Source organism: Streptomyces sp. NPDC092369 (assembly GCF_044755245.1).
GTDB lineage: Bacteria > Actinomycetota > Actinomycetes > Streptomycetales > Streptomycetaceae > Streptomyces.
Genome location: NZ_JBIVQP010000003.1, coordinates 481266 through 506453, shown reverse-complemented (window position 1 = coordinate 506453; position 25188 = coordinate 481266). Strand labels below are relative to the sequence as shown.

23 protein-coding genes are annotated in these 25188 nt (G+C 71.2%); 9 read left to right on the top strand and 14 right to left on the bottom strand.

The window, feature by feature from the left end; all coding sequences use genetic code 11:
• Positions 1-26 precede the first annotated feature (26 nt).
• Together ACIQI8_RS19160 and ACIQI8_RS19155 are read right to left on the bottom strand one after the other, a co-directional pair.
• Positions 27-668, bottom strand: a complete 642-nt coding sequence (locus ACIQI8_RS19160) for a response regulator (RefSeq protein ID WP_402351634.1) — start codon at positions 666-668, stop codon at positions 27-29.
• Positions 665-1855, bottom strand: a complete 1191-nt coding sequence (locus ACIQI8_RS19155; RefSeq protein WP_402351632.1) for a sensor histidine kinase — start codon at positions 1853-1855, stop codon at positions 665-667. Before ACIQI8_RS19155 ends, ACIQI8_RS19160 begins: the two co-directional genes overlap by 4 nt.
• 149 nt (positions 1856-2004) lie before the next feature.
• Here ACIQI8_RS19155 and ACIQI8_RS19150 point away from each other — a divergent pair, with 149 nt between their 5' ends.
• Positions 2005-2637: a hypothetical protein gene (locus tag ACIQI8_RS19150; protein ID WP_402351629.1), complete on the top strand. Its 633-nt coding sequence runs from the start codon at positions 2005-2007 to the stop codon at positions 2635-2637.
• Here the strand turns inward: ACIQI8_RS19150 and ACIQI8_RS19145 are convergent.
• From ACIQI8_RS19145 to ACIQI8_RS19135, 3 genes are read right to left on the bottom strand one after another with little or no spacing between them, the layout of a single operon-like run.
• Positions 2554-3126, bottom strand: a complete 573-nt coding sequence (locus ACIQI8_RS19145; RefSeq protein ID WP_402351626.1) for a cob(I)yrinic acid a,c-diamide adenosyltransferase — start codon at positions 3124-3126, stop codon at positions 2554-2556. The two genes, ACIQI8_RS19150 and ACIQI8_RS19145, sit on opposite strands and share 84 nt — an antisense overlap.
• A 13-nt stretch (positions 3127-3139) precedes the next feature.
• Complete coding sequence (locus tag ACIQI8_RS19140) at positions 3140-3889, bottom strand: ABC transporter permease (protein WP_402351623.1); 750 nt, start codon at positions 3887-3889, stop codon at positions 3140-3142.
• A 27-nt stretch (positions 3890-3916) separates the two neighbouring features.
• A complete protein-coding gene (locus ACIQI8_RS19135; RefSeq protein ID WP_402351620.1) occupies positions 3917-4699 on the bottom strand; it encodes an ABC transporter ATP-binding protein in 783 nt (260 codons plus the stop codon).
• Between the two features lie 80 nt (positions 4700-4779).
• Between ACIQI8_RS19135 and ACIQI8_RS19130 the strand changes: the two genes are divergently transcribed.
• The 4 genes from ACIQI8_RS19130 (at position 4780) to ACIQI8_RS19115 (ending at position 9666) form a co-directional block, all read left to right on the top strand.
• Complete coding sequence (locus tag ACIQI8_RS19130) at positions 4780-5421, top strand: TetR/AcrR family transcriptional regulator (RefSeq protein ID WP_402351617.1); 642 nt, start codon at positions 4780-4782, stop codon at positions 5419-5421.
• Between the two features lie 135 nt (positions 5422-5556).
• The gene (locus ACIQI8_RS19125; RefSeq protein WP_402351614.1) at positions 5557-6405 is read left to right on the top strand and encodes a 3-hydroxyacyl-CoA dehydrogenase family protein; all 849 of its coding nucleotides are present in this window, start codon (positions 5557-5559) and stop codon (positions 6403-6405) included.
• Between the two features lie 177 nt (positions 6406-6582).
• Positions 6583-6906, top strand: a complete 324-nt coding sequence (locus ACIQI8_RS19120; protein ID WP_123997713.1) for an STAS domain-containing protein — start codon at positions 6583-6585, stop codon at positions 6904-6906.
• Between the two features lie 243 nt (positions 6907-7149).
• Positions 7150-9666 carry an ATP-binding protein gene (locus ACIQI8_RS19115; RefSeq protein ID WP_402351610.1) on the top strand — a complete coding sequence of 839 codons (2517 nt, stop codon included), beginning with the start codon at positions 7150-7152 and terminating at the stop codon, positions 9664-9666.
• 70 nt (positions 9667-9736) lie between these two features.
• Here ACIQI8_RS19115 and nucS read toward each other — a convergent pair whose 3' ends face one another.
• Positions 9737-10408 (bottom strand): endonuclease NucS, encoded by a 672-nt coding sequence (gene nucS / locus ACIQI8_RS19110; protein WP_402351607.1) that lies wholly within the window; start codon positions 10406-10408, stop codon positions 9737-9739.
• Positions 10409-10664: 256 nt separating this feature from the next.
• Here nucS and ACIQI8_RS19105 point away from each other — a divergent pair, with 256 nt between their 5' ends.
• Positions 10665-11057, top strand: a complete 393-nt coding sequence (locus tag ACIQI8_RS19105; protein ID WP_280880658.1) for an SCO5389 family protein — start codon at positions 10665-10667, stop codon at positions 11055-11057.
• Positions 11058-11154: 97 nt separating this feature from the next.
• Here ACIQI8_RS19105 and ACIQI8_RS19100 read toward each other — a convergent pair whose 3' ends face one another.
• Positions 11155-12183, bottom strand: coding sequence for an LLM class flavin-dependent oxidoreductase (locus ACIQI8_RS19100; protein ID WP_402351603.1), 1029 nt, complete (start codon positions 12181-12183; stop codon positions 11155-11157).
• 223 nt (positions 12184-12406) lie between these two features.
• Between ACIQI8_RS19100 and ACIQI8_RS19095 the strand changes: the two genes are divergently transcribed.
• Positions 12407-12748 carry an ATP/GTP-binding protein gene (locus ACIQI8_RS19095; protein ID WP_402351600.1) on the top strand — a complete coding sequence of 114 codons (342 nt, stop codon included), beginning with the start codon at positions 12407-12409 and terminating at the stop codon, positions 12746-12748.
• Between the two features lie 34 nt (positions 12749-12782).
• On the opposite strand, the gene ACIQI8_RS19090 is transcribed toward ACIQI8_RS19095, so the two are convergent.
• From ACIQI8_RS19090 to mce, 7 genes are all read right to left on the bottom strand, one after another.
• Positions 12783-13655: an ABC transporter permease gene (locus ACIQI8_RS19090; protein WP_402351597.1), complete on the bottom strand. Its 873-nt coding sequence runs from the start codon at positions 13653-13655 to the stop codon at positions 12783-12785.
• Positions 13652-15103: an ATP-binding cassette domain-containing protein gene (locus ACIQI8_RS19085; protein WP_402351594.1), complete on the bottom strand. Its 1452-nt coding sequence runs from the start codon at positions 15101-15103 to the stop codon at positions 13652-13654. The genes ACIQI8_RS19090 and ACIQI8_RS19085 overlap by 4 nt, the downstream gene beginning before the upstream one ends.
• Before the next feature lie 123 nt (positions 15104-15226).
• The gene (locus ACIQI8_RS19080) at positions 15227-15997 is read right to left on the bottom strand and encodes an ABC transporter permease (RefSeq protein WP_402351590.1); all 771 of its coding nucleotides are present in this window, start codon (positions 15995-15997) and stop codon (positions 15227-15229) included.
• Between the two features lie 2 nt (positions 15998-15999).
• Positions 16000-16971, bottom strand: coding sequence for an ABC transporter ATP-binding protein (locus ACIQI8_RS19075; RefSeq protein WP_402351587.1), 972 nt, complete (start codon positions 16969-16971; stop codon positions 16000-16002).
• Positions 16972-17151: 180 nt separating this feature from the next.
• Positions 17152-18087 (bottom strand): cellulose-binding protein, encoded by a 936-nt coding sequence (locus ACIQI8_RS19070; RefSeq protein WP_401728820.1) that lies wholly within the window; start codon positions 18085-18087, stop codon positions 17152-17154.
• A gap of 188 nt (positions 18088-18275) precedes the next feature.
• Positions 18276-22124: a polarized growth protein Scy gene (gene scy, locus ACIQI8_RS19065; RefSeq protein ID WP_402351583.1), complete on the bottom strand. Its 3849-nt coding sequence runs from the start codon at positions 22122-22124 to the stop codon at positions 18276-18278.
• A gap of 230 nt (positions 22125-22354) precedes the next feature.
• Entirely contained in the window at positions 22355-22795 is a 441-nt protein-coding gene (gene mce / locus ACIQI8_RS19060; protein ID WP_402351580.1) for a methylmalonyl-CoA epimerase, read from the bottom strand.
• Between the two features lie 148 nt (positions 22796-22943).
• Here mce and ACIQI8_RS19055 point away from each other — a divergent pair, with 148 nt between their 5' ends.
• Both ACIQI8_RS19055 and meaB read left to right on the top strand, forming a co-directional pair.
• Complete coding sequence (locus tag ACIQI8_RS19055; protein ID WP_402351577.1) at positions 22944-24146, top strand: acetyl-CoA C-acetyltransferase; 1203 nt, start codon at positions 22944-22946, stop codon at positions 24144-24146.
• 53 nt (positions 24147-24199) lie between these two features.
• Positions 24200-25156, top strand: a complete 957-nt coding sequence (gene meaB / locus ACIQI8_RS19050) for a methylmalonyl Co-A mutase-associated GTPase MeaB (RefSeq protein WP_402351574.1) — start codon at positions 24200-24202, stop codon at positions 25154-25156.
• Positions 25157-25188 lie beyond the last annotated feature (32 nt).

Here is a 25188-nt window from a genome sequence, read left to right as displayed (position 1 = left end):
GTCTGGACCACCGCTCGTATACGGGATCAGATCCCCAACTCCTGCGCCAGCACGGCCGCTTGCACCCGGCTGCGCAGCTCCAGCTTCCCCAGCAGTCGGCTGACGTGCGTCTTCACCGTCGCCTCCGCCATGTCGAGCCGGATCGCGATCTCCGCGTTGGACATTCCCTCGCCGAGGCACGACAACACCTCCCGCTCGCGCCGGGTCAGGGCGTCGAGGACGGCCAGGTCGGCCGCCGGCCGCCGCGCGGGGCCCGCGGCGAACTCCGCGATGAGCCGCCGGGTGACGGCCGGGGCGATCAGGCCCTCGCCGCGTCCGACCGTACGCACCGCCTCCAACAGGTCCTTGGCGTCGGTGTTCTTCAGAAGGAAACCCGCGGCGCCCGCGCGCAGCGCCCCGAAGACGTACTCGTCCAGGTCGAACGTGGTCAGTACGAGGACGTCCGCGAGCCGCTCCGCGACCACCTGCCGGGTCGCCGACACCCCGTCCAGGCGCGGCATCTGGATGTCCATCAGCACCACATCCGGCCGCAGCTCCCGCGCCAGGGCCACCGCCTGCTCCCCGTCCGCCGCCTCGCCGACCACCTCGATGTCGGGTGCGCTGCGCAGGATGAGGACCAGCCCGGCGCGCACGGCGGACTGGTCCTCGGCGACCAGGACACGGATCATTCCAAATCTCCTTCACCGAGGGGGAGGACGGCCCGGACCGACCAGACCTTGCCGCCCGACGCGTCCGTCCCGGGCCCCGCCTCGAAGGTGCCCCTCAACAGCGCGGTCCGCTCCCGCATGCCGACCAGACCGGCACCGGAGCCGGGTGCGCGGGGGCCGTCGCGATGGCCGTACGGGCTGGTCACGGCGATGGCCAACGCCCCGTCCGACTCTTCGAGAACGACCGTGACGACCCCCGGTCCGGCGTGCTTGAGGGCGTTGGTCAGCGACTCCTGGACGATCCGGTACGCCGCCAACTCCACCGGCGCGGGCAGCCGTTCGGCGTGGGCGGCCTCCAGGGTGACGTCGAGGCCGTTGGACCGGGCGCCGGCGACCAGGGCGCCGAGCCCTTCGAGGGTGGGTGCGACGGCGGGCTCGGTGTCTCCGCTGTCGTCACGGAGGATGCCGATCAGCCGGCGCATCTCCGACAGCCCCTCGACGCTGTTCTCGCGGATCACGCCGAGCGCCTCCTGCGACGTCCTCGGGTCGTCGAGCGAGAGCGCCGCCGTGGAGTGGATGGCGATCGCCGACAGGTGGTTGGCGACCATGTCGTGCAACTCCCTCGCCATCCGGGCACGTTCGGCGGTCACCGCCTGGACGCGGTCCATCTCGGCCAGCAGCGCGGTCTGTTCGGCGCGCAGCCGGGCGCTGTCGGCGGCGTCACGATGATTGCGGACGATCCAGCCGGTGGCCGCGGGCGTGAACGCCACCAGCCCCACGGCCACCCCGATCAGCAGCGCCTCGGGCTTGCGCAGGGTGGCCACGGGCAGCACCGTGGCGACCACCGTCATCAGCCCGCTGATCCACAGCACCCGGCGGGCGACCGCGGGCGGGGTGTACAGGACGCCCGCGTAGACGAGGTCCGTGAACATCACCAGGGTGGCCAGGTTGCCCTGGGTGAGGGTGTCGACGGTCAGCGCGGCCACGCCGATCAGCAGGCCCGTACGCGGTCGGGTCCGGCGCAGCAGCTCGCAGCCGGCCATCACGACCAGCGGCACCAGGATCGGCCAGTGGCCGTGCCAGCGGACGAGCGGGTCGTCGTGCGGCCGGATGCCGACGCTCACCGCCCAGACGAGCAGTCCGCCGAGCAGGCCCCCGACGGCGATGCGTACGTCGTCGCGGTGCGGGCGGGGGAGCGTCACGGCCATGACTCCATCCAACACGGCACCCGGCCCGCCCGCCTGCTCCCCGGGAAGGGTCCCGAACTGCATCCTTCGATGTACCGCGACTTCGTCACCCGCGACGACGAACCGGCCGCCGACGGACGGGAGCCTGGAAGGAACGAAGGGAGCACACCGTGATCGTCGCCCTGATCATCGCCTGCGAGGTCGGGTTCTGGGTGCTGCTGGCCGCCGGGCTGGCCGTCCGCTACCTGCTGAGGATGCGCCGCACGAGCGTGGCGCTGCTGCTGTGCGAGCCGGTCCTCGAACTGGTCCTGTTCGCCGTGACGGCCGTGGACCTCAAGAACGGCGCCGAGCCGAGCTGGGAACACGGTCTCGCCGCCCTCTACATCGGTTTCACCGTCGCCTACGGCCACTACACGATCCGCTGGCTAGACGGCCACGCCGCCCACCGCCTGGCAGGAGCCCCGCGCCCGCCCAGGCCGCCCCGCTACGGAGCGCCCCGGGCCCTGCACGAGGGCCGGCTGTGGCTGCGCACGGTCCTGATGGCCGCCGTCGCCTGCGCCCTGCTCCAGGCCGCGATCTGGTACGTCGGCGACGGCGACACCACGTCCCTGCGCAGCTTCCAGTGGGTGGCTCTCAGGGCCGCAGGCATCCACGGCCTGATCGCGCTGACCTACGTGATCTGGCCGAAGAAGCGCCCGGGGGCGGAGTTCGAGGCCGGGTCAGCGCTCTCCGCCGGGGACCCACAGCACGTCCCCGACCGCCGCGTTGGCCGTACGGGCAAGGATGAAGAGCAGGTCCGATAGCCGGTTGAGGTAGGTCGCGGTGAGGGGGTTCATGACCTCGCCGTGGACCTCCAGCGCGGACCATGTCGACCGCTCGGCCCGGCGGACGACCGTGCAGGCCTGGTGGAGCAGGGCCGCGCCGGGCGTGCCGCCGGGGAGGATGAAGGAGCGCAGCTTCTCCAGTTCCTCGTTGAAGCGGTCGCAGTCGGCCTCCAGCTTGTCGACGTAGAACTGCTCGACGCGCAGCGGCGGGAACTCGGGGTTCTCCGCCACCGGCGTCGACAGGTCCGCGCCCACGTCGAAGAGGTCGTTCTGGACGCGGACGAGGACCTTGACGATCTCCTCGTCCAGGCCGCCCAGCGCGATCGCCGTGCCGATCACCGCGTTCGCCTCGTTGGCGTCGGCGTACGCGGAGATCCGCAGATCGGTCTTGGCGACCCGGCTCATGTCGCCGAGGGCGGTGGTGCCCTGGTCGCCGGTCCTGGTGTAGATGCGCGTCAGATTGACCATGGGGCCAGCGTAGTTACGCCCCGGCGGTCCGGAAGACGCGTGTGCCCACCGTCACGGTCAGTGTCGCGAAGGCGACGGCCACCAGGACGCCGTGGAGCATGTGGTCGCTCGTGTACGAGCCGACGTACGCGTCCCGCACCGCGTCGACCAGATAGCGCAGCGGCATGACGTGCGAGAGCAGGTCCAGCCACCCCGGGGCCAGGGTCATCGGGAGCATCAGGCCGGACAGCAGCATCGACGGCAGGGTCACGGCGTTGACCAGCGGGCCGAACTCCTGCGGGGTCGAGACCCGCATCGCCAGCGCGCACGACAGCGAGCCCAGCGAGATGGTGAGCAGCCCGACGAACGCGAACCCGATCAGCACCCCGGCCAGCGGCGCGCGCAGCCCCATCGCCACCGCCGCCAGCACCAGCAGCACCGCCTGGACGATCAGGACCGTGGCATCCCGCAGCACCCGGCCGAGCAGCAGCGCGAGCCGGCTGACCGGCGTCACCCGCATCCGCTCGACCACCCCCTGCCCCTTCTCGACGATGACCGTGAACCCCGCGAACGCGGCCCCGAACAGCCCCAGTTGAAGCAGCAGCCCCGGCACGAGCAGCTGCCAGGAACTGCCTCGACCGCCGAGCGGCAGCCCCGTGAGCAGCGGACCGAAGAACAGCAGATACAGCAGCGGCATCAACAACCCGAAGAGCAGCGCGAATCGTGAGCGCAGCGACTGACGCAGATAGCGCCCGTAGATCAGCGCGGTGTCGTGGACGAACATCGGTCTCCTGTACGGCGGTTCGGGTGGCTATACGGCTACGGGGGCGGAGTCGGCCGGGGCGGGGCCGCGGCCGGTGACGGCGAGGAAGGTGTCCTGGAGGGTGGCGTCGATCGAGCCGCCGTACCGCAGCTTGAGCGCGCTCGGCGTGCCCTCGGCCACGACGACGCCCTTGTCGACGATGACCAGCCGGTCCGCGAGGGCGTCTGCCTCGTCGAGGTAGTGGGTGGTCAGGAAGACGGTCGTGCCGTGTTCGTCGCGCAGGCCGCGGATCAGGTCCCACAGGTCGGCGCGGCTGCCCGGGTCGAGTCCGGTCGTCGGCTCGTCGAGGAACAGGACCTTCGGGCGGTGGACGAGCGCCAACGCGATGTCCAGGCGCCGCCGTTGGCCGCCGGAGAGCGTGCCGCACCTGCGGTCGAGGAGGCCGGTGAGATCGAGGGTGTCGGCCAACTCCCTGGCCCGCTCGGCTGCTCGGTCCTTCGACAGCCGGTACAGCCGTCCCTGCGTGACCAGTTCCTCGCGTACGGAGATCTGCGGGTCGACGCCGCCCGACTGGGCCACGTATCCGCAGGCCCGGCGCACCCCGGCCGGGTCGCCGGCGAGGTCGCGGCCGGCGATGGTGGCCGCGCCGCCGGTGGGTTTCAGGAGGGTCGTGAGCATGCGGAGGGTGGTCGTCTTCCCGGCGCCGTTCGGGCCCAGGAGGCCGAGGATCTCGCCCTCCCGGACGGCGAGGTCGATACCGCGCACGGCCGCCACGGGGCCGAGCCTGGTCCGGAAGGTACGGGCCAGTGAGGCCGTACTGATGATGGGCATGGCCCTAGAAAAACAGAGTCTCTGAAAGTTTGCAATGACCCCAAAGTTTCATAGGGTCCATCGAAGTTAGGATGTGGACCATGGCGGAAGGGCTCAGGGAGCGGAAGAAGCGCGAGACGCGGCAGCGCATCTCGGACATGGCCACCGGGCTGTTCCTGGAGCGCGGGTTCATGGAGGTGACCATCGCTGAGATCGCGGAGGCGGCCGACGTCTCGGTCAACACCGTCTACAACTACTTCCCCGCCAAGGAGGACCTCTTCCTCGACCGCTCCGTCGAGGTGGTGGAGCGGGCCTCCCGCTGGGTGCGCGGCCGGGACGCGGGGGAGTCGGCGGCCCGGGCCGTCCTGCGCGAGCTGCGCGCCGAGGTCGAGGTGGTCTCGCCGCGGGTCGGTCTCATGGCGGGCTACGGCAACTTCATGCGCGTCATCCACGAGGCGCCGCCCCTGCGTTCGCGGCTGTGGACGCTCCAGCAGGAGATCCTCGACCACCTCGAAGCCACCCTGCGCGAAGAGGTGGGTGCCGCCGCGGACGACCCCCTGCCCGGTCTGATCGCCGGTCAGATCTGTTGGGTCCAGCAGATGGTCATGGTGAGCGTCAGCCGCGCGATGCTCGCCGGGCGCAATCCGGACGTAGTGTCACGAGAAGTGCTCGTCCTCCTCGACGAGATCGAGGAGCTGTTGGGCGAGAAGGTGCTCAACTACGCCGTCCGTGGCGCCCCGTGAGCCGTGCCGGTGTGATGTCCGTCAGATGAGACGTGACGCGCGTTACTTACCGGTCACACAGCGCTTCACGAGCGCTAAGGTCCGCCGAAGAGGCAACTAAACAGCGGGTAAGGCGTTCAAAAGGGGAGTCGCACAGTGGCACGGAAGCTGGCCGTCATCGGCGCCGGTCTGATGGGTTCCGGTATCGCCCAGGTCGCCGCGCAGGCAGGCTGGGAGGTGGTCCTTCGGGACGTCACCGACGAGGCGCTGAAGCGTGGCACCGACGGCATCAAGGCCTCGTACGACAAGTTCGTGAGCAAGGGGAAGCTGGAGGCGCACGACGCCGACGCCGCCCTCGGCCGGATCTCCGCGACCACCGATCTGGACGCCGCCGCGGACGCCGACCTCGTCGTCGAGGCCGTCTTCGAGAAGCTGGAGGTCAAGCACGAGATCTTCCGTGCGCTCGACAAGATCGTGCGCCCGGATGCCGTGCTGGCGTCCAACACCTCGGCCATCCCGATCACCAAGATCGCGGCGGCCACCGAGCACCCCGAGCGGGTGGTCGGCGTGCACTTCTTCTCGCCGGTGCCGATGATGCAGCTCGTCGAGCTGGTCCGCGGCTACAAGACGAGCGACGAAACCCTCGCCACCGCGCGGGAGTTCGCCGAGTCCGTCGGCAAGACCTGCATCGTCGTCAACCGCGACGTCGCCGGCTTCGTGACGACCCGTCTCATCTCGGCGCTCGTCGTCGAGGCGACCAAGCTCTACGAGTCGGGCGTGGCGAGCGCCGAGGACATCGACCTCGCGTGCAAGCTGGGCTTCGGCCACGCCATGGGCCCGCTGGCCACGGCGGACCTGACCGGCGTCGACATCCTGCTGCACGCCACCGGCAACATCTACACCGAGACGCAGGACGAGAAGTTCGCGCCGCCGGAGCTGATGCGCCGGATGGTTGACGCCGGTGACATCGGACGCAAGAGCGGGCAGGGCTTCTACACGTACTGACACACCCGTACGGACAGCCACTGAAACCGCACAGCCCCCGGAGGTATCACCCTCCGGGGTGAATTCGGTATCGGTTCGCTTACAGACGGCAACCTGTTCGCCGCTGAAGCAGTCAGACGTTGCACAGCCACCGTCACGGAGTACGAGGACACACCACCGCACTCACGGGGAGCGCATATGCACATCAGGGGCGACCACGCCGAGCTGGTCGTCGGGGGCCGCCTCGACGTCCGCAGCGCGGCGGACGCCCGTACGGTCCTGCACTCGGCCGTCGACGACGGAGTCGGCGATCTGGTGCTGGACCTGTCCGAACTGGACTCCTGGGACGCCACCGGACTCGGCGTGATCATGGGCGTCCACCGGCGGGCCGGCCGCTGCGGCCGGCGTCTGGTGCTGCGCGACGTACCGCCGCAGATGCAGCGTCTGCTGGTGGCCACCCGGCTGCACCGGATCCTGGCGATCGAGGGCGGCATCGGCGTGGAGTCACTGCCCCGGGTGTGACGCCCGGCGCGGACGGACGGGCGGGGCGCGAGACACCGGACGCGCGCAATCCTCACGAGACTGTGACGTCTCGGGCGGCGCGGTACCCCGGGCTGTCGGACATACTGTGCGAAGGTTTAGGGTTCGCCTGCCCGCCACCTAGATCCCTCGAGTGGGCACCGGACCAGAAGCGACAGCGTGGTGTGCGGCAAGGCCGGGAGGGGCTTGAAGAGCACACGAGCGCTTTTGGGGGGCTTGAAACCTATGGACCCGAACGACCGGGGACCCGAGGAGTACGGCCATGACGCCGACGGCAGCTCGCCGCGTCAACGCCCGCCGAGGGACCCCCTCACCACCGACTTCGGACAGCACACACCCGCGCTCGCGCGCACGGTGCAGCTCGTCACCGGCGACTACCTGCTCACCGTCAATCCCGTCGACGGCAGCGAGATAGAGGCCTGCCCGCCCAGCCAACGCCCCGAGCGGCCCGTGAAGCTCACGGCCGACGAGCGCGTCGAGACCGACCGCGCCGCCCGCCCGCCCGTCCCACCGGGACAGACACAGCCGTCCCTGCCCCTGCTGGAGCGCCAGGACGACCGCGAGCGCCTGGTACGGCTGCTCGCGCGCGGCCGCTCGGTCCTGCTGACCGGCCCCGCGGGCTCGGGCCGCACCAGCCTGCTCGACCTCGTCGCCGGGGACTGCGCAGACCTCGCCCCCGACGGCGTCGTCCGCCTCGACGGCTTCCACCGCACCGCCGACGACCTGCTCCACGACCTCTTCTACGCCGTCTACAACGCACCCCTGTACCGGCCGGCCCCCGAGGAACTGCGCGCCCTGGTCCGGGAGATCGGCGCGGTCGTCGTCCTGGACGATCTCGAGTTCGGCGGCGCCGCGCTCGACGAACTCCTGGACGCGACACCCGAGTGCGCCTTCCTGATCGCCGCGACGCCCGACGTACCGGGGCCCTCCGTCGACTCCGCCGTCGAGGAGGTCTTCCTGGCCGGCCTCGACCGCGCGGGCGGCGTGGAGATCCTGGAGCGCGCCGTCGGCCGGGTCCTCACCGAGGAGGAGGCCAACTGGGCCGGCGACCTCTGGTTCGAGTCCGAGGGCCTGCCGCTGCGCTTCGTCCAGGCCGGTGCCCTGCTGCGCCAGCGCGACCGGATCCGCAACGGCACCGGCGCGGTCGACGAGTTCGGCGTCTTCGCGGACGCCCTCCCGGTGGACGCGCCCTTCGAGACCGAGCCCGGCGACGAGGTGCCCCTGCCGTCTCTCGGTGAGGCCGCCGCGCCCGCCCCGCTGCTCGCGGCCCGGCTCAGCGCCTCGGCCCGCGCCACCCTGCGGTTCGCCGTCGCGCTCGGCGGTGAAGTACCGCACCAGGCCCACCTGCCCGCGCTGGTCGGCGACACCCACGCGGACGCCGCCCTCGGCGAACTCGCGGGCTGCGGCCTCGTCACCCCGGTCGGCACCCGCTACCGGCTCGCCGCCGGTGTGCCGGCCCAGCTGATGGCCGCCGGATACGGCGACGACGTCGAGGCGCAGGCGCTGGCCGCCGCCCGGCACTACGCCTGGTGGGCCGGGCACCCCTCGGTCACCCCGGAGCGGGTCTGCGCCGAGGCCGACGCCCTGCTCACCGCCCTGGACCTCCTGGTGCCGGGCACCACGGCCCCGGCCGAGGACGAGGAGAGCGTCACCGTCCAGCTGGCCCGCACGGCGGCGCCCGCGTTCGCCGCGGGGCTGCACTGGAGCGCCTGGGAGCGGGCCCTGCGGTCCGGTGCCCAGGCCGCCGAGCTGTCCGGCGAGGTGTCGGAACAGGCCTACTTCCACCACGAGTTGGGCATCCTCGCGCTCTGCGGCGGTGATTTCGACCAGGCCCGCGCCGAGTTGGAGATCGCCGTCGGCATGCGCGGCGCGGTCGCCGACAAGCGCGGGACCGTCGCCGGCCGCCGTGCCCTGACCCTGGTCGCCGACCGCACCGGCACCACGCCTGGCTTGGGTTCGACCGCGGGCGAGGAGGTGCCGGACGCGCGCTCCGAGGAGTCGCAGTCGCCGCCCGGCGGAGTCCCCGCGGTCGTCCTGGCGCTGCCACCGGGCGGCGACGGCACGACACTGGTCACCCACCACTCCGGGGCCCCCGGCCCCTCCAGGGCCCGCCGTGGCGGCCTGCGGGGCCTGGCCCGGCGCAACCTCGTGGCGGCCGGCGCGGGTGCCCTGCTCGCGGCCGTGCTCGGCACGGTGGTGACGCTCGGCGCCACGTCCAACAACGACGCCGACAATCCGTCCAACCAGGTCGGCCCCAACCCGTCCGCGAGCCAGGGCCTGGAGGACGGCAGCCTCGGCGCCGACCTGCCGGCGAACGACGACGGCAAGAGCGACACCGGTACGGCGACCAGCCGACCGACCGACCCGGGCCCCGACGGCACCTTCGGCACGTCCGACGACCCGACGCCGCCCGCGGACACGTCGAAGCCGTCGGACAACCCGAGCGGGACGCATGGCGGCGGTGCGCCGCACTCGCCGTCGCATTCGCCCTCGCACTCGCCGTCGAACACCCCGTCGAACACGCCCACCGATCCCGGTACGCCCACGGATCCCGGCACGCCGACCGATCCGGGCACGCCGACGGACCCGGGCACGCCCACCGAGTCGCCGACGACGACACCGACCGAGCCCAGCACCACCGACACGGCCAGTGGCCCGGCCTCAAGTGCCCCCGTGGAAACGACCAGTTCGGCGAGCGCGCCGGAGGCCACCACCGCGAGCGGTTCGGCCGACGTGATCTGAGGCAGGCGCGACGCATGAGGGCCGGGTCCGTTGTCGACGGACCCGGCCCTCACTGTCGTAGCAACAGGCCTCAGAACAGGCGGAGTTTGTCGTCCTCGATGCCGCGCAGGGCGTTGTAGTCCAGGACCGTGCAGCCGATGCCGCGGTCGGTGGCGAGGACGCGGGCCTGGGGCTTGATCTCCTGGGCCGCGAAGATGCCGCGGACCGGGGCGAGATGGGGGTCGCGGTTCAACAGCTCCAGGTAGCGCGTGAGTTGCTCCACGCCGTCGATCTCGCCGCGCCGCTTGATCTCGATCGCGACGGTCTGCCCCTCGGCGTCCCGGCACAGGATGTCGACCGGGCCGATGGCCGTCATGTACTCGCGGCGGATGAGCGTGTAGCCCTCGCCGAGGGTGTCGATGCGGTCGGCGAGCAGTTCCTGAAGGTGTGCTTCCACGCCGTCCTTGATCAGGCCCGGGTCCACGCCGAGTTCGTGCGAGGAATCGTGGAGGATCTCCTCCATCGTGATGATCAGCTTCTCGCCGCCTTTGTTGACGACGGTCCACACGCCTTCCTCCTCGCCCGTGCCCTCCTTGAGCGTGCAGGGCGGCGACATCCAGTTCAGGGGCTTGTAGGCCCGGTCGTCCGCGTGGATGGAGACGCTGCCGTCCGCCTTCACCAGGATCAGGCGGGGTGCCGCGGGGAGGTGGGCGGTGAGCCGGCCCGCGTAGTCGACGGAGCAACGGGCAATGACGAGACGCATGGTCGGCAACGCTACTCGACGGGCAGTGGTCCACGCGATTCGCCCCAGTACACCCAAGACAACGCCTGTTCATTTATGGCCGGTTGTGGGTCTAACAAGGGCGTCGCATGTACGCATTCGCCTGGTGCCGTCACGGTCGGTTGCTTACCGTAGTAAACGGGAGGTCGCGAAACGTGTACGCAGCGTGTTCGACATCGCGAACTCCCTTACCTGTCCGGGAACCCCTGTGGACCACAGGGGTCTGAGAGGAGAACCCATGTCGCTCGACGTCTCACCGGCCCTACTCGAACAGGCCGAGCGAGGCGAGGTCGACGAAGCGGAATTCGTCGACTGCGTCCGGACCTCCCTGCCCTACGCCTGGGAGATGATCAGCTCCCTGGTGGCCCAGCTGAAGGTGGACGGCGGCAACTTCGCCGACAACCAGACGCCGCCGCCGGACGAGCAGGCACGCGGTCAGCTCCTGCGTGCGCTCGCGAGTGACGCGATACGCGGCGCGCTGCAACGCCACTTCGGCGTGCGGCTGGCCTTCCAGAACTGCCACCGGGTGGCGGTGTTCCCGCTGGACGCCTCGGTCGACGAGACGCTGGCCCGCTTCACCTCGGTGCGCAGTCAGTTGCTCAACCAGTCCCCGGAGTTCAGGGACTGCTGAGCGGCACCGCCGGCTTGCCGCTCCGTACGCGGGAGGTGCATTTCAGTACGGGGCGGCAAGCTCCACGCCGGGCAGGGCAGTTGGGGTTCATCCATGGTCAGTCGAGCTGCGGGAGCACTTCGGTGCCCAGCCGCCGCACGTTCTCCTCGGTGGCCGCCAGATCGCCCGAGCCCTCGACGAGCAGGGCGAAGCGGGTGATGCCGGTCCGCTCGCTGGTCGCCGCGAGCCGGTCCGCGCACAGCCGGGGCGTGCCCACCGGATGCAGTCCGCAGAGCAACTCCGTGTAGGCCAGCGGGTCGCGCATCTGCCGGAGCCGGCCGTCCACCGTGACATGCGCGTCGAGCCCCTGCTTCAGCCAGCCCGGCATCGCCTTCGTGAGCGTCTCCACCGCGTCCGTGCGCCGGTCCGCGATCTGGCAGACGCCGGCCGAGACATGGGCCGCGCCGAGGATCTCGTCGGCGGGACGGTCTGCGGCGCGGGCGAACTGCCGCCACAGGGCGATCATCTCGGCCTTCTCCTCGTCCCCGACATGCATGCCGAGCAGCATCGGCAGCCCGCGCTCGGCGGCCAGCCGGACGCTCGCCGGGGACGTGCACGCCACGACGACCTCGGGCCCCGCCGCCTCCGACAGGGATTCCGAGGGCCGGGGCACGACGGGCACCTCACGGAAGGCGAACCGCCCGCCGGGGCCCGCCACCGAGGACTCGCGCAGCCAGCGCAGCAGCAGATCGAGTGATTCCGGGAACCCCTGTTCGTACGCGGCCAGACCCGTGCCGAAGACCTCCAGGTCGACCCACGGCCCGCCGCGCCCCACGCCCAGCGAGAAGCGTCCGCCGGAGGTGACGTGCAGCAGCGCGGCCTGCTCGCCGAGGGCCACGGGGTGGACGGTGGGCAGCACGCTGACCGCCGTACCGACGCGGATGCGGCTGGTGCGGCCGAGCAGCAGCGCGGCCAGGGTGATCGCCGACGGGCAGGTGCCGTACGGCACGAAGTGGTGCTCGGCCAGCCAGACCGAGTCGAGCCCGACCTCCTCCGCGACCTCCGCGGAGCGGACCGCGCGGTGCAGAGCCTCCCCCTGGCCCTGCCCCGGGAACTGGGCCGCCAACACGAAACTTCCTACGTGCATCGCTCTTTCCTGCTTCCTTGGCTCCGACATGGAGCTCCCCCACCGGGCATAACCGGACGACACGTGCCGAGGACACGGCCTGGCGAAGAGATTTGCGGATTGTCTGCAGAATGCGTCATGGCGATGGGGGACTTGAGATGATTGGTGCCCTACGCGTACCCCTGCTCACGCCCCGTAGGCTGGAGCGGACACATGCTTCCTGTATAGCCCCGTGAGGTGTTCCGTGTCCCCGCGTCGCAACCGACCCAAGGGAGCCGACCCGTCGAGTTCGTCCGGCCGCGGTGCCGACGACGAGCGGTCCGACCGGTACGGCGGCTGGCAGTCGACGGAGACCTGGCAGGGCGAGGAGTGGAGCGTGCGCCATGTCGCGGGCGCCAGCGCCCAGGGCAAGACGTACCGCTGTCCCGGCTGCGACCAGCTGATCCCCTCCGGCGTCCCGCACGTGGTGGCCTGGCCGGAGCACTCGGGCGTGGACGACCGCCGCCACTGGCACAAGGCGTGCTGGAACGCGAAGGACCGCCGCACCACAAGGGTGCAGCGGTCCAGGAACAGCCCGAAGTTCTGAGCCCCTTCCGCGGGCCGCCGGGCTCTTCTACGGCTCAGACGTCCCGTTTCTGCAGCAGCGCGACCGCGCCCGCGAAGGCCACGGCCGTCACGCCCACGGCGATCCACAGCGGCTCCCAGCCCGAAGGGCCCGAGTCGCTCAGGGCGTCGGTGTAGAAGACGCTGAGCTGGTTCGGGATCGAGTAGTCGAACAGCGCCTGGCGCAGGCCCTCCAGGGCCGAGGAGAACATGAACAGCGCGATCACCAGCGGCGCCAGCACCAGGCCGATCATGATGGTGATCGCGCCCGCCGAGTGCCGGATGATCGAGCCGATGATCAGCGAGAGCAGGCCGAGCAGCGCGATGTAGAGCGAGATGCCGAGGGTGCCCTTGAGCCACTCCGTGCCGCTCGGGCTCCGGGCACCGTCCAGCAGCGCGACGTCAGCGAGCGCGACCAGCAGCACCGACGTGAACGTCACGGTGAACGCCACCGAGAAGAAGACGATCGCCTTCGCCGCCAGCACCCGGCCCCGGGTCGGGCACGCGGTCATCGTCGTCCGAATCATGCCCGTGCCGTACTCGGAGGCCGTGGTCAGCACGCCGAGCGTGATGATGCACATGGTGCCGAGCAGCAGCCCGAAGACCCCGAACGACAGCGGGTTCTCGCCGGACAGGTCCGCGTCCGCCGAGTTGGCGGCCACCAGCGTGGCCACCAGCAGCCCGATGCCGACGACGAGCAGCACGAACACGCCGAGCGTCCACATCGTGGAGCGCACCGACCGGATCTTGGTCCACTCCGACGCGATCGCGTTCCCGAGATGCGTGGGCGCCACGGGGATCGGCGAGGTGTAGGTGGGATACGGCGAACCGGGCACCGACTGCCATTCGGCTCCGGCGACCTGAGGCATCGGGGTCTGGGGCGTACTCATCGGGCGTCCTCGGGCTTGGTCAGATCGGCGGGCTGCTGCGCGGGTCGCTGCGCGGGCTGAGCGGACGCGGCGACGGGAGCCGCGGACCCGGTGGGCGCGGGCGCCGCAGGGCCGGCCACGTCGGCCGGCGCGGCGTCGGCCGGGGCCGGCTGGGCGAGGGGCGCGGAGCGGGGCGGCGTGGCCTGGGCAGCGCCCTGTGGAGTCGACCGCGGGTCGGCGGAGGCCGTCGGGACGGCCAGGGGCTGCGCGGGCGCCGAGGGCGCGGTCTGGACGGGTGCCTGAGGCGCTTGAGACGCCTGCTGGGCGTACGGGTTGGGTGCGTCCCCGGCGGGGGCGCCCGGAGCGCCGTACGCGCCCGCCGGGGGCTGTCCCGCGCCGTACGGGCCCGGCCCGCCCGGCTGCATCGCGAACGGCTGACCGCCCTGCTGCGGCGACGGCGGGGCGTACCAGTCCGGCTGGCCCTGCCCCGGCACCGGCATCGGCGGCTGCGCACCGGGCGGCAGCGGCAGCATCAGCCCCGCCTTCTGGTCGACCGTCGAGCGGTAGTCGACCGCGCCCTGCGTCATCCGCATGTACGCCTCCTCCAGCGAGGCCTGATGCGGCGAAAGCTCCCACAGGCGTACGTCGGTGTCGTGCGCGATGTCGCTGATGCTCGGCAGCGGCAGCCCGGTCACCCGCAGCGCGCCGTCCTGCTCGGACATCACGTGCCCGCCCGCCTCGGTCAGCGCGGAGGTCAGCTTCTCGCGCAGCTGCGGCTCGGTGTCCGGCGTGCGCACGCGCGCGAAACCGGCGGAGTTCGCCGCGATGAAGTCCCGGACGCTCATGTCGGCCATCAGCTGACCGCGCCCGATCACGATGAGGTGGTCGGCGGTCAGCGCCATCTCGCTCATCAGGTGCGAGGAGACGAAGACCGTACGGCCCTCCGCCGCGAGTGCCTTCATCAGGTTGCGCACCCAGAGGATGCCCTCGGGGTCGAGGCCGTTGACCGGCTCGTCGAAGAGCAGCACCTGGGGGTCGCCGAGGAGCGCGGCGGCGATGCCGAGCCGCTGTCCCATGCCCAGCGAGAAGCCCTTGGAGCGCCGCCTGGCCACCTCGTGCAGACCGACCACGCCCAGCACCTCGTCCACCCGGCGGGCCGGGATGCCCGACAGCTGGGCCAGGCAGAGCAGGTGGTTGCGGGCGGACCGGCCGCCGTGCACGGCCTTGGCGTCGAGCAGGGCGCCCACCTGGCGGGGCGCGTTGGGCAGGTTGCGGTAGGGGTGGCCGCCGATCGTCACCTGGCCCGCGGTCGGGTTGTCGAGGCCGAGGATCATGCGCATGGTCGTCGACTTGCCCGAGCCGTTGGGCCCCAGGAACCCGGTGACGGCACCGGGCCGCACCTGGAAGGAGAGGTTGTACACAGCGGTCTTGTCGCCGTAGCGCTTGGTCAGGCCGACTGCCTCGATCATGCTCCGCACCCATCGAAAGGTTCAGGACAGCGGGGCACACGCCCCCCGTAAGGGTTAGGAGGATACCGAGGCGCTGACGGTTCCGCTCAAGGGCAAGTAAAAGGTTGCCGTCCGCCTCCGATACTAGGCGTCACGCCTCTTCAGCAGCACGTAGGCGCCGATGACCGAGGCGAGCACCCACAGGGCCATGATCCCGAGGCCGCCCCAGGGGCCGTAGGGGGTGTCGTCGTCGATCGGGGTCACCACCTGCATGATCTTGCTGCCGGCCTGGTCGGGCAGGAACCGGCCGATCTTCTTCGTCGCGGAGACGTTCCCCAGGATGTTGGAGATCAGGAAGAAGAACGGCATCAGGATGCCCAGCGAGAGCATCGGCGAGCGCAGCATCGTGGCCACGCCCATCGAGAACAGCGCGATCAGGGTCATGTACAGGCCGCCGCCGATCACCGCCCGCAGCACGCCCGAGTCGCCGATGGACGCCTTGTGCGAGCCGAGCATCGCCTGCCCGAGGAAGAACGTGAGGAAGCTGGTGACCAGGCCCACGACCAGGACGAGAGCGGACGCGACGGCGATCTTGCTGAACAGGAAGGTGCCGCGCTGCGGGACGGCGGCCAGCGAGGTGCGGATCATGCCGGTGCTGTACTCGTTCGAGACGACCAGCACGCCGAACACGATCATCGCGAGCTGGCCGAGGCTCATGCCGGCGAAGCTGATGAAGGTCGGGTCGAAGGAGAGCTTGTCGTTCCGGCTCAGATTGTCGAAGTCGTTCGCCGACAGCGCGGAGATCAGCATGCCGAGGCCGATCGTGACGACCACGGCGAGGGAGAGCGTCCACACCGTCGAGGCCACCGACCTGATCTTGGTCCACTCGGACCGTACGACCTGGGTCGCCGCCATGGTCAGCTCCTCTTCCAGTCGTCGCCCCACGCCTGCGGCGGGGCTGCCGAGGTCGTGGCGGACGGGCCGTCGGAGTGCGCGTGGTACTCCACCGACTCCGCGGTCAGCTGCATGAACGCCTCCTCCAGGGAGGCCTGTTGGGGGCTCAGCTCGTGCAGCACGATCTGGTGCTGCGCGGCCAGCTCACCGATCCGCTCGGCCTTGCCGCCGTCCACCTCCAGCGCGCCGCTGCCGGACTCGACGACGGTGACACCGGCCTCGTGCAGCACGTCGAGCAGCCGCTCGCGCTGCGGGGAGCGGACCCGGACGAAGGAGCGGGAGTTCTGCTGGATGAAGTCCGCCATGGAGGTGTCGGCGAGCAGCCGGCCCTGTCCGATGACGACCAGGTGATCGGCCGTCAGCGCCATCTCGCTCATGAGGTGGCTGGACACGAACACCGTCCGCCCCTGCCCCGCGAGGGACTTCATCAGGGTGCGGATCCAGTGGATGCCCTCGGGGTCGAGCCCGTTGACCGGCTCGTCGAACATCAGGATCCGCGGATCCCCGAGCAGCGCGCCCGCGATCCCGAGCCGCTGCCCCATGCCCAGCGAGAACCCCTTGGCCTTCTTCTTGGCCACCGAGGTGAGTCCCACCATGTCCAGCACCTCGGACACCCGGCTCCTGGGGATGCCGTTGCTCTGCGCGAGACAGAGCAGGTGGTTGAACGCGCTCCGCCCGCCGTGCATCGCCTTCGCGTCCAGCAGCGCGCCGATGTACTTCAGCGGGTCCTTGAGACGGTCGTAGTGCTCTCCGTCGATACGGACATCACCCGCCGTCGGCCGGTCGAGACCGAGCATCATGCGCATCGTCGTCGACTTGCCGGCGCCGTTCGGCCCGAGGAAACCGGTCACGATCCCCGGTCTCACCGCGAAGGTGAGGTTGTCGACCGCCACTTTCTCGCCGTACCGCTTGGTCAGCCCCTCCAGCTCGATCATGCGGCCACGCTAAAGGGACGGTTCGGCCGATGCCACCCGGACGGGCAAACAGATGCCCACGACATCGGCAACAGTGAGGTCGGGGAAGAACCGGCGCAACCCGGGACACGCCAGAGGCCCGCACCTCCGGGGGAGACGGTGCGGGCCTCTGATCGCGCTGTTCGTCAGCGAAGCCGGTGCTTACCGGGACTGCTGGGCCGGAACCCCACGGGAGATCGGCTCGTCCTCGACCGGCGAACCGGCGGCGGCCACCGCGGCGCCCGTGAGCGTCGCGAGCATCTCGCGGACGTTCGTCAGCTGGGCGTTGATGCTGTCGCGGCGGTTGGTGAGGGCGGCCAGCTCGCGCTCGGACTCCGAGCGGATCCGGTCGGCCTTCGCGTTCGCGTCGGCGACGATGTCCTCGGCCTGGCGCTGAGCCGTCTCCACCGTCTGACGGGCGCGACGCTCGGCGTCCGTGCGCAGCTTCTCCGCCTCCAGCCGGAGCTGCTCCGCGCGGTGCTCGATCTCCGCGAGACGCTTCTCGGCCTTCTGCTGACGGGACGCCAGGTCGCGCTCCGACTGCTCGCGGCGCTTGGCGAGGTTCGTCTCGAAGTCCGCGGCGGCCTGGGCGGCCTTGGCGCGGGTCTCCTCGAAGAGGGCGTCCGCCTCCTCGCGCTTCTGCTGCGCGTCCTTCTGGGCCTCGCCACGCAGCTGAGCGGAGTCGCTCTTGGCCTTCTCGACGATCCGGACGCCCTCGTCCTCGGCCTTGGCCTTGCGCTCCGCAGCGAACGATTCTGCGTCGTTGCGGACCTGCTGAGCAGCGGACTCCGCGAGTTCGCGGTGCTGCTCGGCCGCGCGCCGGGCCTCCTCGCGCAGATCCTTGGCCTCTTCCTCGGCGAGGCGGAGGATCTTCTCGACCCGCGCGCCGAGACCGGCGTACGACGGCTCCGCGTCGCTTACCTGGGCCGCGGCGTTCTGCGTTTCGAGATGGAGCTCCTCGATGCGCTTTTCCAGGGCGGTGATACGGGCGAGAGCGCTGTCACGGTCGGAGACGAGCTTGGAGATCCGTTCGTCCACCTGAGCGCGGTCGTACCCACGCCGCACTAGCTCGAAGCCGTAGGGGGAAGTGTCGCTCATGGGGTTCCTGTCAAATGAGACCGGTGAGGTGATAGGTGGAATCCTAGGGGCCGAAGCGGTGTGTCATCGAGCGGATACGTGTTTGATCTGGAGAATGACACCCCTTTTGAGTGGCTAACCGGCGGACGACTTGCCAAAGATCTGGTCAAAGGCCTCAGAAGGCACCTGAACCGAACTGGCGTGGCCCGCTAGCCGTCTGACGACTTGCCACTCGATCGAGGGGCCCCCACCGTAGCGCCCGTCTTGACTCCGCCGTCCTTGCCGGCCGACGGAGTCTCAAAAGACTCCAACGCCTCCAGGACGTCCTGGACACGGGAGATCTCGGCATTGATGTTCTCGCGCCGGCGCACCAGGATCTCCAGCTCGCGCTTTCCTTCCTCGACCGTCTGCTTGGCCTCGCGGATCGCCTCCGCCTTGAGCTCCTCGGCCTCCTTCACGAGGGCCGATTTCTTCTGCTCGGCCTCCTTCAGGAGCCCCTCGGCCTTCTTCACGGCGGCGATCCGGACCTTGCCCGCCTCCGAGTTGGCCTCCGAGACCAGCTCCTTGGCCTTCGCCTGCGCCTTGGCCAGCTGCTCCTCGGACGCCTTGATGAGCGCGTCGCAGCGATCGCCCGTCGACCTCATCGTCTCCGCCGCCTCGCGCCGGGCCCGCTCGTGCAGCGCCTCGATCTCGCCGGTGATCCGGTCGCGCAGCTCCTCCGCGCGCTCCCGGATCGAGGTGGCGTCCCGGCGGGCCCCGACGAGCAGCTCGTCCGCGTCCGCACGGGCCTTCTCCACCAGCGAGTTGCCCTCGACCGTCGCCGTCGACACCAGCCGTTCGGCCTCCGCGCGGGCCGCGCCCACCATCGAGTCGGCCTGCCCCTCCGCGTCGGCGGTGGTCTGGTGCGCCTGCTGCTGGGCCTCGGTGAGCAGCTTGTCCGCCTCGGCCGTGGTCTCCGTGATGAGGGTGTCGACCTGCTCGGCGACGTCCGAGCGCCGTTTGTTGGCGTCCCTGCGGGCCTCGTCGAGGGTGCGCTCGGCCTCCTCGCGCGCCGCCGCGGTGACCCGCTCGGCCTCCTCGCGGGCAGCGGACTTGACGCGCTCGGCCTCGGCACGGGTCCGCTCGGCGTGCAGCTGGGCCGCCCCGACCGCGTCCGCGGCCTCGGCACGCAGCCGCTCCGCGTCCCCGGTGGCGTCCGCGATGAGCCGCTCCGCCTTGGAGATGGCCTCGGACCGCACCCGGTCCGCCTCGGCGATCGTCTCCGTGGTGAGCCGCTCCGCCTCGTTGCGCGACTCGGTGATGAGGGTGTCCGCCTGGTTCGCCGCGTCCGAACGGATCCGGTTGGCGTCCTCGCGGGCCTCCGCCCGGGTGCGTGCGGCGGCCTGGTCGGCCTCCGCGATCGATTCCGAGGCCTCCGTACGCACCCGCTGGGCGTACTCCGAGGCCTCCGAGCGCAGCTGCTCCGCCTCCGCGATCGCCTCGCCGACCGTGCGCTCGGCCAGCGCCTTGGCGGCGTCCGTCTCGCTGCGTGCCTCGCGCCGGACCCGGTTGGCGTCCTCGGTGGCCCGCTCCCGCTCGGCGTAGGCGTCGGCGCGGACCCGGTCCGACTCCTCCTCCGCCTCGCGCCGGGTGCGGTCCGCCGCGTGCTCGGCGGCCGAGCGCAGCCCGGCGATCTCGTCCTGCGCCTGCTCGTGCAGCCCGGCCACGGAGTCCCGTACCTGCTGGGCGTGCTGCTCGGCGGCCGACACCATCTCGTTGGCGCGCCGGTCGGCCTCCTCGACCAGCCGGACCGCCTCGGCCTGTGCCTCCTCGACGCGGTTGCGCGCGGAGGCGAGCAGCTCCTCGCTCTGCTCGCGGGCCCGCTCGCGCTCCTGGTCGGCCTCGGTGCGCGCGGCACCGAGCAGCTCCTCGGCCTCGCGGCGGCGTCGGTTGGCCTCCTCCTGCGCGGCGGCCAGCGTCTCCGACGCCTCCGTGCCCAGGCGCTCGGCGGCGGCCAGCGCCTCCGCCCGTACCCGGTCGGCGGTGTCCTGCGCCTCGGTCTTGAGCCGCTCGGCCTCGGCCGCAGCGTCCGACCGCAGGCGTACGGCGACGGCCTCGCCCTCGGCGCGGGACGCGGACGCGTCGGACGCGGCCTCGTCGCGCAGCCGCTCGGCCTCCTCCTCCGCCTGCCGGTGCAGCGTGCGCAGCCGCTCGGCGGCCTCCGCGCGCAGCCGCTCGGCCTCGTCGGCGGCCTCGCGGCGGATCCGGTTGGCCTCCTCGCGGGCGTCGGTGAGCGCCTGCTCGGCGCCCGCGAGCCGCTCCTCGGCCTCGGTGTGCAGCCGCGTCAGCTCGCCGGCCGCCTCCTGGCGCCTGGCCTCGACGCCCCGCTCGGTCTCCTCGCGCAGCTCGCGCGAGGCCCGCTCGGCGTCGGCCATGATGCCCTCGGCCTGCTCGACGACCTCCTCGCGGTGCCGCTCCGCCTCCTGACGGGTGCGCTGCAGGGTCTCCTCGGCCTGCCGGCGCAGCGTCGTGGCGCGCTCGATGGCCTCGGTGCGGACCTTCTCGCTGTCGGTGGTGGCTTTCGCGCGCAGCTCGTCCGCGTCCTGCTTGGCCTTGGCCAGCAGCTCCTCGGCGGTCTTGGCCGCCTCCTCGATCTGCTGGACGGCCTCCTTGCGGGCCTCCGCGCGGATCTTCTCGCCCTCGGCGACCGCGTCGGCGCGCAGCTGCTCGGCCTCGCCGCGCAGCCGGCGGGCCTCCTCCTGCAGCTCGACCGTCTTGGCGCGGTACTCCTTGGTGTCGTCCTTCGCCGTGCCCTTGAGCTGCTCGGCGATGTCGTGCGCCTCGGCGCGCAGCCGGTCCGCCTCGGCCTCGGCCTCGGCGCGGATGCGCTCGGCCTCCTCGGTGGCGGCCTTGGTGGTGTTCTTGGCCTCCTCGGAGGCGCGGTTGAGGACCTCCTCGGCGGTCTTGGCCGCCTTGCCCAGCTGGGAGGCGGTCTCCTCGGCGGTGAGCGTACGAGCGCGCTCGTCGGCCTCGGCGATGATCTTCTCGGCCTCGGCGCGGGCGTCGGCGACGAGCTGCTCGGCGTCCGCCTTGGTGGTCTCGGCCTCTTTCGTGGCCTCCGTGACCAGCCGGGCGACCTGCTCCTTGGCCGTACGCGTGCGCTGCTCGTTGGCCGACTCGGCACTGGCGAGCGCCTTGGCGGCGGCCTCCTTCGCCTCCGTCAGGACCTTCTCGGCCTCCAGGCGCGCCTCGCGCAACGAGGCCTCGGCCTCGGCGATGCGGGCCTCGGCGGCCCGGCTCAGCTCGGTGGCCTGGCGGCGGGCGGAGTCCGACTCGTTCGCCGTCGAGCTGCGCAGCTGCTCGGCGTGGTCGGTGGCCTCCTGGGCCTGCGTGGAGGCCGCGTTCAGCAGGCGCTCGGCGTCCGTGCGGGCGCGGCGCAGCAACTGCTCGGTCTCCGCGCGGGCCGCCTCGGCGTCCATCTCAAGGCGCTGGCGGGCCTCGGCGGCGACCCGCTCGGCCTCGGCACGGGCGGCGGCCAGGGCCTGCTCGGCCTCGGCGCGGGACTCGTCCAGGAGCCGGCGGGCCTGGGACTCGGAGCGGGTGCGCAGGTTCTCGGCCCACGCCACGTTCTCGTTGACGTGCGACTCGACGGTCTGGCGGCGCTCGGCCAGCTCCTGGTCGAGCTGCTGGCGCCGGGTCACGGCCTCCTGGTGCAGCTCCGCCTGGAGCCGGGCCGCGTTCTCGGCGTGCTCCTGGAGGATGCGCTGGGTCTGCGCCCGGGCCTGGCTCAGCTCCCGCTCGGCGTCCTGGCGCAGCTGGTCGGCCTGCATCTGGGCATTGCGGAGCATCTGCTCGGCCTGATAGCCGATGTCCCCGCCGTCGTATGCCGGCCGGGACATGAGGGTGCGGCGCGCCTCGTGCAGCTTGGCGCGCAGCACCTCGACCTGGTAGCCGAGGTCCTCGGCGTGCTGGATCGCCTTTTCCCGCTCGGTCTTCAGCCGCTCCATCTCGGCCTCGAACCGAGAGAGGTGGTCGACGTCAGCCGCCGGCTCTCGCTCCTGGCGTTCGTAGCCCCGCACTGCGCGGTCCCATCCGTCCCCTGGTCGCGTCTGTCTCCAAGAACTCCGTTCATCCGCCGAACGGGGCCCCCGGGGAATGGTGTCAGATCAACGGCGGAACACGGGCTGCTGCCCGACGCTCGCCCCCCGAAACCCGGACCCCGGCTCCGTCCCGCCGACGAAGGCAGGACCCGGTCGCCCACGTTCCGGCGGCGACCGCCCCCAACCCTACCGGCCCTTATGTACGAGGGTCAGTGCTCAGGTGACTCAACAGGCGCCGAAGTGACCAGTTCTGTCAGTACACCGTGGCAATCCTTGGGATGCAGGAACGTGATTCGTGACCCCATGGAGCCGCGTCGCGGCTCTTCGTACAGAACTCGTACGCCCTTGTCGCGGATGTCCGTCGAGTCCGCGTCGACGTCCGCCGTACCGAAAGCGATGTGGTGGACGCCCTCGCCGTTCTTGTCGAGCCACTTGGCGACGGTCGAGTCCGGGCGGGTCGGCTCCAGGAGCTGCAGGTAGGAGGCGCCGCCGTCGGAGGTGTCGTTGATCTTGAGCATGGCCTCGCGGACGCCCTGCTCCTCGTTGACCTCGGAGTGGAACACCTCGAAGCCGTACGTGGCCCGGTAGAACTCGACGGTCCGGTCGAGGTCGAAGCAGGCGATCCCGATGTGGTCGATTCGCGTCAGCATGGAGTCAGTGCAGCGCGACCGCCGTGGTTACGCAACGTGCGCGCGATCACACCGACGGCCCGATGACGGGGTGCACTACCGCTCAGTACATTCGAAGTAAACCCTCGTTCACTTCTTCAGCTGTGCAGCTGGAAGGGGATCGCACCTCATGTCTGGAACGAACAGCACGACCTCCGTGATCGTCGCGGGGGCCCGCACCCCGATGGGCCGATTGCTCGGCTCGCTCAAGTCCTTCTCCGGAGCCGACCTCGGCGGCTTCGCGATCAAGGCCGCCCTCGACCGTGCGGGTATCGGTGGCGACCAGGTGCAGTACGTGATCATGGGCCAGGTGCTCCAGGCCGGGGCAGGGCAGATCCCGGCACGCCAGGCCGCGGTCAAGGCGGGCATCCCGATGAGCGTCCCGGCGCTCACCATCAACAAGGTGTGTCTGTCGGGCCTCGACGCCATCGCGCTCGCCGACCAGCTCATCCGTGCAGGTGAGTTCGAGATCGTCGTCGCGGGCGGCCAGGAGTCCATGACCAACGCGCCCCACCTGCTCCCCAAGTCCCGTGAGGGCTACAAGTACGGGGCGATCGAGATGCTCGACGCCATGGCGTACGACGGTCTCACCGACGCCTTCGAGAACATCGCCATGGGCGAGTCGACGGAGAAGCACAACAGCCGGCTCGGCATCGCGCGCCCGGAACAGGACGAGATCGCCGCCCAGTCCCACCAGCGGGCCGCCGCCGCGCAGAAGAACGGCGTCTTCGAGGCCGAGATCACCCCGGTCGAGATCCCGCAGCGCAAGGGCGAGCCGGTCGTCTTCAGCAAGGACGAGGGCATCCGCGCGGAGACCACGGTCGAGTCGCTCGGCAAGCTGCGTCCGGCGTTCACCAAGGACGGCACGATCACCGCGGGTTCCGCCTCGCAGATCTCGGACGGCGCGGCGGCCGTGGTCGTCATGAGCAAGACCAAGGCGCAGGAGCTGGGCCTGGAGTGGATCGCGGAGATCGGCGCCCACGGCAATGTGGCGGGCCCGGACAACTCCCTGCAGTCCCAGCCGTCCAACGCCATCCTGCACGCCCTGAAGAAGGAGGGCCTGGACGTCTCCGACCTCGACCTGATCGAGATCAACGAGGCGTTCGCGGCCGTCGCGGTCCAGTCGATGAAGGACCTCGGGGTGTCCCCGGAAAGGGTGAACGTCAACGGGGGTGCCATTGCCCTGGGCCACCCCATCGGCATGTCGGGCGCCCGGCTCGTCCTGCACCTGGCGCTCGAACTGAAGCGGCGGGGCGGCGGGGTCGGCGCGGCGGCGCTGTGCGGTGGCGGCGGCCAGGGTGACGCGCTCATCGTGCGGGTAGCCAAGGCCTGAGCGGTATCGGTAGCGGCACTTCGGGCGCTGCCTCTTCTGTGAACGGAGCTGTGATGCAGGACGTCTCCTCTCTGGTGGCCCAGGCCAGGGAAGGCCGGCCGCGGGCCGTGGCCCGGCTGATCTCCCTCGTGGAGGGGGCGTCCCCGCAGCTCAGGGAGGTCATGGCGGCCCTGGCTCCGCTGACGGGCAACGCGTACGTGGTCGGTCTGACGGGATCGCCGGGCGTCGGCAAGTCGACGTCCACCGCGGCCCTGGTGACCGCGTACCGCAAGCAGGGCAAGCGGGTCGGCGTCCTGGCCGTCGACCCGTCCTCGCCCTTCTCCGGCGGCGCCCTGCTCGGCGACCGCGTCCGCATGTCGGACCACGCCTCCGACCCCGGCGTCTACATCCGCTCCATGGCCACCCGGGGCCACCTCGGCGGGCTCGCGTGGGCGGCCCCGCAGGCGATCCGGGTCCTGGACGCGGCGGGCTGCGACGTGGTGCTGGTGGAGACGGTCGGCGTGGGGCAGTCGGAGGTGGAGATCGCCTCCCAGGCGGACACGAGCGTGGTTCTGCTGGCCCCGGGCATGGGCGACGGCATCCAGGCCGCGAAGGCCGGAATCCTGGAGATCGGTGACGTCTACGTCGTCAACAAGGCCGACCGCGACGGCGCGGACGCGACCGCTCGCGAGCTCAACCACATGCTGGGGCTCGGCGAGTCCCGCGGTCCCGGTGACTGGCGTCCCCCCATCGTCAAGACCGTCGCCGCGCGTTCCGAGGGCATCGACGAGGTGGTCGAGGCGCTGGAGAAGCACCGGGCGTGGATGGAGGAGCGGGGGGTTCTCACGGAGCGTCGGCGCGGCCGAGCGGCTCGTGAGGTGGAGACCATCGCGGTCACGGCTCTGCGGGAACGCATTGAGGACCTGCACGGAGACCAGCGTCTGAGCGCGTTGGCGGAGCGGATCGTGGCGGGGGAGCTGGATCCGTACCGGGCGGCGGACGAGTTGATCGCCGGGCTCACGTGGGGGTGACGTGGGTGGGTGATCCGCGCCGGCGTCGACGA

Excerpts from the sequence above, each read along its gene's own strand:
- meaB (WP_402351574.1), top strand. The coding sequence starts at position 24,200 with ATGCAGGACGTCTCCTCTCTGGTGGCCCAGGCCAGGGAAGGCCGGCCG.
- ACIQI8_RS19120 (WP_123997713.1), top strand. The coding sequence starts at position 6,583 with ATGCACATCAGGGGCGACCACGCCGAGCTGGTCGTCGGGGGCCGCCTC.
- ACIQI8_RS19145 (WP_402351626.1), bottom strand. The coding sequence starts at position 3,126 with ATGGTCAATCTGACGCGCATCTACACCAGGACCGGCGACCAGGGCACC.
- ACIQI8_RS19135 (WP_402351620.1), bottom strand. The coding sequence starts at position 4,699 with ATGCCCATCATCAGTACGGCCTCACTGGCCCGTACCTTCCGGACCAGG.
- ACIQI8_RS19080 (WP_402351590.1), bottom strand. The coding sequence starts at position 15,997 with ATGGCGGCGACCCAGGTCGTACGGTCCGAGTGGACCAAGATCAGGTCG.
- ACIQI8_RS19130 (WP_402351617.1), top strand. The coding sequence starts at position 4,780 with ATGGCGGAAGGGCTCAGGGAGCGGAAGAAGCGCGAGACGCGGCAGCGC.
- nucS (WP_402351607.1), bottom strand. The coding sequence starts at position 10,408 with ATGCGTCTCGTCATTGCCCGTTGCTCCGTCGACTACGCGGGCCGGCTC.
- ACIQI8_RS19140 (WP_402351623.1), bottom strand. The coding sequence starts at position 3,889 with ATGTTCGTCCACGACACCGCGCTGATCTACGGGCGCTATCTGCGTCAG.
- ACIQI8_RS19090 (WP_402351597.1), bottom strand. The coding sequence starts at position 13,655 with ATGAGTACGCCCCAGACCCCGATGCCTCAGGTCGCCGGAGCCGAATGG.
- ACIQI8_RS19100 (WP_402351603.1), bottom strand. The coding sequence starts at position 12,183 with ATGCACGTAGGAAGTTTCGTGTTGGCGGCCCAGTTCCCGGGGCAGGGC.
- ACIQI8_RS19155 (WP_402351632.1), bottom strand. The coding sequence starts at position 1,855 with ATGGCCGTGACGCTCCCCCGCCCGCACCGCGACGACGTACGCATCGCC.
- ACIQI8_RS19115 (WP_402351610.1), top strand. The coding sequence starts at position 7,150 with ATGGACCCGAACGACCGGGGACCCGAGGAGTACGGCCATGACGCCGAC.
- ACIQI8_RS19055 (WP_402351577.1), top strand. The coding sequence starts at position 22,944 with ATGTCTGGAACGAACAGCACGACCTCCGTGATCGTCGCGGGGGCCCGC.
- ACIQI8_RS19075 (WP_402351587.1), bottom strand. The coding sequence starts at position 16,971 with ATGATCGAGCTGGAGGGGCTGACCAAGCGGTACGGCGAGAAAGTGGCG.
- ACIQI8_RS19070 (WP_401728820.1), bottom strand. The coding sequence starts at position 18,087 with ATGAGCGACACTTCCCCCTACGGCTTCGAGCTAGTGCGGCGTGGGTAC.
- ACIQI8_RS19085 (WP_402351594.1), bottom strand. The coding sequence starts at position 15,103 with ATGATCGAGGCAGTCGGCCTGACCAAGCGCTACGGCGACAAGACCGCT.
- ACIQI8_RS19160 (WP_402351634.1), bottom strand. The coding sequence starts at position 668 with ATGATCCGTGTCCTGGTCGCCGAGGACCAGTCCGCCGTGCGCGCCGGG.
- ACIQI8_RS19105 (WP_280880658.1), top strand. The coding sequence starts at position 10,665 with ATGTCGCTCGACGTCTCACCGGCCCTACTCGAACAGGCCGAGCGAGGC.
- mce (WP_402351580.1), bottom strand. The coding sequence starts at position 22,795 with ATGCTGACGCGAATCGACCACATCGGGATCGCCTGCTTCGACCTCGAC.